The sequence below is a fragment of the Actinomadura bangladeshensis genome (assembly GCF_004348335.1).
Classification (GTDB): Bacteria; Actinomycetota; Actinomycetes; order Streptosporangiales; family Streptosporangiaceae; genus Spirillospora; species Spirillospora bangladeshensis.
In genome coordinates, this window is the sequence record NZ_SMJW01000396.1 from 1 (window position 1) to 4,778 (window position 4,778).

At 72.9% G+C, this 4,778-nt stretch carries 6 protein-coding genes; 4 read left to right on the plus strand and 2 right to left on the minus strand.

Going from position 1 to position 4,778, the window contains the following annotated elements:
- Window positions 1-109: 109 nt before the first annotated feature.
- Both E1284_RS38455 and E1284_RS38460 read left to right on the plus strand, forming a co-directional pair.
- On the plus strand, window positions 110-1,069 hold the full coding sequence (locus E1284_RS38455) for a DUF7064 domain-containing protein (RefSeq protein ID WP_131945067.1): 960 nt from the start codon (window positions 110-112) through the stop codon (window positions 1,067-1,069).
- On the plus strand, window positions 1,066-2,106 hold the full coding sequence (locus E1284_RS38460) for a phosphotransferase (protein WP_165965596.1): 1,041 nt from the start codon (window positions 1,066-1,068) through the stop codon (window positions 2,104-2,106). The genes E1284_RS38455 and E1284_RS38460 overlap by 4 nt, the downstream gene beginning before the upstream one ends.
- A gap of 6 nt (window positions 2,107-2,112) precedes the next feature.
- On the opposite strand, the gene E1284_RS38465 is transcribed toward E1284_RS38460, so the two are convergent.
- A complete protein-coding gene (locus E1284_RS38465) occupies window positions 2,113-2,889 on the minus strand; it encodes an SDR family NAD(P)-dependent oxidoreductase (protein WP_131945069.1) in 777 nt (258 codons plus the stop codon).
- A gap of 86 nt (window positions 2,890-2,975) precedes the next feature.
- Here E1284_RS38465 and E1284_RS38470 point away from each other — a divergent pair, with 86 nt between their 5' ends.
- Window positions 2,976-3,827 (plus strand): helix-turn-helix transcriptional regulator, encoded by an 852-nt coding sequence (locus E1284_RS38470; protein WP_131945070.1) that lies wholly within the window; start codon window positions 2,976-2,978, stop codon window positions 3,825-3,827.
- Window positions 3,828-3,902: 75 nt separating this feature from the next.
- Entirely contained in the window at window positions 3,903-4,682 is a 780-nt protein-coding gene (locus E1284_RS38475) for an NYN domain-containing protein (protein WP_131945071.1), read from the plus strand.
- A 3-nt stretch (window positions 4,683-4,685) separates the two neighbouring features.
- Here the strand turns inward: E1284_RS38475 and E1284_RS38480 are convergent.
- A partial coding sequence (locus tag E1284_RS38480; RefSeq protein ID WP_131945072.1) for an SEC-C metal-binding domain-containing protein occupies window positions 4,686-4,778 on the minus strand: 93 nt, incomplete at its 5' end.

Below are 4,778 nucleotides of genomic sequence, written 5' to 3' on the forward strand. Positions count from 1 at the left end.
CCGCCGCACCCTCCCGCCCAGTGAGATCCCCGCCGCGCATCTGGCTCACCGTGGGCGGACGTGGTTAAGATCACGCTCTAGAATCGCGTTCGGAATGCCCGGAGGGCCCATGGCGAGGATCGTCGAGCACGGCACCTGGAACCTGACGCCCGCGGACGAGGGACTGCACGAACCCGGCCCCGAACTGCTGTGGAACGAGTCCTACTACTTCGACTTCGCGGCGCCCGACGGCTCCATCGCCGGTTACGTGCGGCTCGGCCTCTACCCGAACTGGGACCGCGCCTGGTACTGGGCCGCGCTGGTGCGCCCCGGCCGCCCGCTGCTCCTCATCGCCGACAACGACGCGCCGCTGCCCGAGCCCGGCTCGGCGGACGTCCACGCCGACGCCTACACCGCCACCCAGGAGATCCCCGACCCGTTCGGCCCGGCCCGGATCACCCTGCGGGGGACCGCGTCCGTCCTGCCCGACCCGGCCGGTCCCGCCACCGAGACCGCCGCGCTCTCCTTCGACCTGCGCTGGGACACCGTCAGCGGCGTCTACCCCTACAAGGACATCCCGCGCTACGAGATCCCCTGCACCGTCACCGGCCTGGTCAGCGTCGGCGGCGAGAAGATCGCCGTCGACGCGCCCGGGGAGCGCGACCACAGCTGGGGTGAGCGCGACTGGTGGAAGGTCTCCTGGCTCTGGACGTCCGGCCGCCTCGACGACGGAACGTACGTCCACGGCATGCAGGCCAACGTCGGGTTCCCGCTCCCGTGGCCGTGCTTCGCCGTCCCGCCGGGCGGCGACATCGAGCACCGCGCCGGCTTCTCCGCCGAGACGGCCTTCGCCGGCGGCCTGCCCGCCCGCTCCGACCTCCGCTTCCCCGGCGCCCCCATGACCGTGACCCCGGTGGCGTTCGCGCCGGTCGCCGTCACGTCCCCCGACGGCCGGGAGGCGAACTTCCCCCGCGCCCTGTGCCGGTTCGAGGCCGAGGACGGGCGCAGCGGCCACGGCTGGACCGAATGGCACCAGCCGCCCGGCTGGCAGGACCACGGCTGGACCCACCTCGCCGAGGAGACCGCATGACCGCGCCGGTCTCCGGAGCCGGCGGGCTGACCGCGTCCTGGCTGTCCGACGCACTCGGGACGAAGGTCGCCGCCGTCCGCACCGAGCCGGTCGGCACCGGCCAGGTCTCCGACAGCCTCCGCCTCTTCCTCACCTACGCGGACGAGGCGCCGCTGCCGCCCACCATGGTCGCGAAGGTCCCGGCGGCCGACCCGTCCAGCCGCGCCGCCGCCCGCGCCATCCGCACCTACGAGGTCGAGGCGCACTTCTACGCCGAGGTCGCCGAGCGCCTCGACGCGGGCGTCCCCGCCTGCCACTTCTCGGCCTACGCCGCCGAGCCGGACGAGTACACCGTCCTCCTGGCCGACCTCGCCCCCGCCCGGCCCGGCGACCAGCTCGCGGGCGTCACCCCCGAGGACGCCGCCGCCGCGATCACCGAGATGGCCGCCTTCCACGCCGCCGGCTGGGAGGACGCCGACCTCGCCGCCCTGCCCTGGCTGAACCGCCACGACGCCGACGCCGCCGCCTTCACCGCCGCGATGGTCACCGACCTCTACACCGGCTTCAAGGACCGCTACGCCGCCGACCTGGCGTCCGACGTCATCGCACTGATCGAGGACTTCCTGCCGTCCCTGCCGGCCTACCTGACCGCCCGCGAAGGCCCGCAGACCCTGACCCACGGCGACTTCCGCGCCGACAACCTGCTGTTCGGCGGCCCCCGCACGGCGGTCCTCGACTGGCAGACCTGCGCCTACGGCCCCGGCCTGGCCGACCTGTCCTACTTCCTGGGGTCCAGCCTCCCCGTCGAGGTCCGCCGCAGCCACGAGCAGGACCTCGTCCAGCGCTACCACGCGTCCCTGACCGCCCGCGGCGCCACCCTCGGCTGGGACGACTGCTGGACGGCCTACCGCCACCACGCCTTCCACGGCATCGTCATGGCGATCGGCGCCTCCATGCTGGTCGAACGCACCCCGCGCGGCGACGAGATGTTCTGCACCATGACGACCCGCCACGCCCACCACGCCCTGGACCTGGACTCGCTGTCCCTGACCGGGTGACGCCGCTCAGGCGCGCGCGCCGCCGTCGACCCGCAGGACCGTCCCGGTCACGAAGGAGGACCGGTCGCTGAGGAGCCAGGCGGCGGCCTCCGCGATCTCCCGCGGGTCGGCCGGCCGGCCCAGCGGCGTGTGCGCGGTGAGCCGCTCCCGCAGGCCCGGCGAGTCCTTCTCCCAGGTGCTGATCATCTCGGTGGGCGTGTTGCCGGGCGCGATGGCGTTGACGCGGATGCCCTCCGGGCCGTAGGTGACGGCGGCCGACGCGGTCAGGCTGTTGACGGCCCGCTTCATCGCGGCGTACACCGGCAGCTCCGGGTTCCCGCGCAGGCTGCCGACGGACGAGGTGTTGACGATGGCGCCCGTCCCGGCGGTGGCCCGGATCGCGGCGACCTCGGCGGCCAGGGCCACCCAGACGCTCTTGAGGTTCACGTCGTAGATGCGGTCGAAGTCGGCCTCCGGCATCCGGTCCATCGGACCGGGCCGCTGGATCGCCGCGCCGTTGTTGAACGCGACGTCGAGCCGCCCGTACAGGTCGACGGTGCGGTGGACGGCGGCGCGCACGCTCTCCGCGTCAGCGAGGTCGCAGAGGACCCACTCCGCGGTGCCGCCCGCCGCCCGGACCTCCTCGGCGACGCCCTTCAGCTGCTCCTCCGTCCGGGCCGCGAGAAGCACCCGGGCGCCCTCGCGCGCGAACAGCCGGGCTGCGGCGGCTCCGATGCCGCGTCCCGCACCGGTGATGAAAGCGGTCTTGCCGGCCAGCAGACCGGCGGTGGTCGTGTTGTCCATGCGGCCAGCCTGCGCCGGCCCGCGAAGCCCAACCAGGCATCGGCGGTACCTGGCTGACCGCCCTCGCGCCCGCGCACACTGGAGGTGTGGATCGAAGAGAACTCGCGGACTTCCTGCGCAGCCGGCGCGAGCGGATCACCCCCGCCGACGTGGGCCTGCCCGCAGGCCCGCGCCGCCGCACCCCCGGCCTGCGCCGCGAGGAGGTGGCGCAGCTGGCGTTCATCTCGACCGAGTACTACACCCGCCTGGAGCAGGCCCGCGCCCCGCACCCGTCGCACGAGGTCCTGGCCGGGCTGGCCCGGGCCCTGCGCATGTCGGACGCCGAGCGCGACCACCTCCACCACCTCGCCGGCACCCCGCTGCCGCCGCCCGCCGGCCCGTCCCGCGACGTGCGCCAGAGCATCCTCGATCTCCTGCGCCGCCTCCCGAACGCCGCGGCGACCGTGACGTCCGCGACCTTCGAGATACTCGCCTGGAACGACCTGGCGGCGGCCCTCATGGAGGACTTCTCCGCCCTGCCCCGCCGCGACCGCAACCTCGTCCGCCGCGTCTTCCTCGGCCCGGACACCCACGGCCAACGCCTGTACGGAGTATCGGACGCGGACAGGTTCGCCCGCACCGCCACCCAGCGCCTGCGCGCCGCCGCCGCCCGCTACCCCGACGACCCGCAACTGAGGGAACTGGTGGCCGACCTCCTCAACGGAAGCGAGGAGTTCACCCGCCTGTGGAACTCCCACGACGTCTCCGCCGTGCCGGCCCTCCGCAAGACCTTCCAGCACCCGCAGGTCGGCCCGATCACCGTCAACTGCGACGTCCTGGACATCACCGACCGCGACCAGCAGGTGGTCATCTACACCGCGACCCCGGGCTCACCCTCCGAAGAGGCCCTGAAGCTCCTCTCGGTAATAGGCACCCAACACCTCACCACCCCCCGCTGACCTTCGCAGCGGGGGCGCGACGTCTGATGTACTGGGCGGATCCCGGTAGGCGGGTGGCCCGGTGACCTTGGAGGCGTGAGCGCGGTGAGTGAGAACGCCGACCGCTTGGCGGTGCTCATCGATGCCGACAACGCGCAGCCCGGGATCGTCGAGGGCCTGCTGGCCGAGGTCGCCAAGTACGGCACCGCCCACGTCAAGCGCGCCTACGGCGACTGGACGGGGACGAACCTGCGGGGCTGGAAGGAGCACCTGCTCGACCAGTCGATCCAGCCGATCCAGCAGTTCGCCTACACCTCCGGCAAGAACGCCACCGACGCGGCGATGGTCATCGACGCCATGGACCTGCTGTACTCCGAGCGCTTCGACGCGTTCTGCCTCGTCTCCAGCGACAGCGACTTCACGCGGCTGGCCGCGCGGATCCGCGAGTCCGGCCTGACCGTGTACGGGTTCGGGGAGCGCAAGACGCCGAAGCCGTTCGTGGCGGCGTGCGACAAGTTCATCTACATCGAGAACCTCGCCTACGACCAGGCCTCGGCCATGCCGACCGCCGCGACGCCCGCGTCCCCGACACCGGCGGCCAAGCTCAAGCAGGACACCGCGCTCGTCAACCTGCTGCGCAACGCCGTGGAGGCCGCCTCGGACGAGGACGGATGGGCTCCGCTGGCGTCCGTCGGCCACATCATCACCAAGCAGCGCCCCGAGTTCGACTCCCGCAACTACGGCTACGCCAAGCTGAGCGAGCTGATCGCCGCGACGACCCTGTTCGTCCTGGACCGCCGCAGCCCCGGCGACGGCAAGGCCGCCATCATGTACGTCCGCGACAAGCGCCACCAGGACAAGAAGCCCGGCGCCTGAGCCTCAGCGGTCGGTGGGGGAGCCGCAGCATTTCTTGTACTTGCGGCCTGAGCCGCACCAGCAGGGGGCGTTGCGTTCCGGGGGCCAGGCGAGGGT

Bases quoted from the DNA above. Each gene is read 5' to 3' on its own strand.
- E1284_RS38455 (WP_131945067.1), top strand. From the start codon at position 110: ATGGCGAGGATCGTCGAGCACGGCACCTGGAACCTGACGCCCGCGGAC.
- E1284_RS38460 (WP_165965596.1), top strand. From the start codon at position 1,066: ATGACCGCGCCGGTCTCCGGAGCCGGCGGGCTGACCGCGTCCTGGCTG.
- E1284_RS38465 (WP_131945069.1), bottom strand. From the start codon at position 2,889: ATGGACAACACGACCACCGCCGGTCTGCTGGCCGGCAAGACCGCTTTC.